Raw genomic sequence first — 455 nt, forward strand, 5'->3', positions numbered from 1 at the left:
TAGTACGCAGCCCAGCCCCGGATGATCGGGTTCAGCCTGCGGATCACCGCCTGCGCGTTGGCCCCTCGCAGGGCCCTCATTTCAGCGGTGAGTCGTGCCCGGAACCGTTGCACGGCCGCCTTACTCGGTTTGATCAGCAGCTTTCCATTGCGATACCGGCGGACATGGAAGCCCAGAAAATCGAAGCCGTCTTCGAGGTGGACGAGGCGCGTCTTATCCTCGTTGATCCTCAACCCTCTGGGTGCCAGCCATGCGGATAGTCGCTGTTTGACCTGCTCGGCCTGCTCGCGACTGCCGCACATCGCGACAAGATCGTCTGCGTATCTCACCAGTACGGGGCTGCCCGGCATCACCCGGTCGGCGTTGACGCCGGACGTTCGATAGCGGACCCCGGCGGCCTTCTCCATACCATGCAAAGCGATATTCAGTAGGACGGGGCTGATCACGCCGCCTTG

The 455-nt window shown here is 62.6% G+C and carries 1 protein-coding gene; it reads right to left on the minus strand.

Translation table 11 applies throughout. The features are described from left to right. Nucleotides 1-446 (minus strand): reverse transcriptase domain-containing protein (locus EJK15_RS69905; RefSeq protein ID WP_240778172.1); only part of this gene is annotated, 446 nt, incomplete at its 3' end. Between the last annotated feature and the right edge of the window lie 9 nt (nucleotides 447-455).

The sequence above is a fragment of the Nonomuraea basaltis genome (genome assembly GCF_005893125.1).
In the GTDB taxonomy this organism is placed as follows: domain Bacteria; phylum Actinomycetota; class Actinomycetes; order Streptosporangiales; family Streptosporangiaceae; genus Nonomuraea; species Nonomuraea basaltis.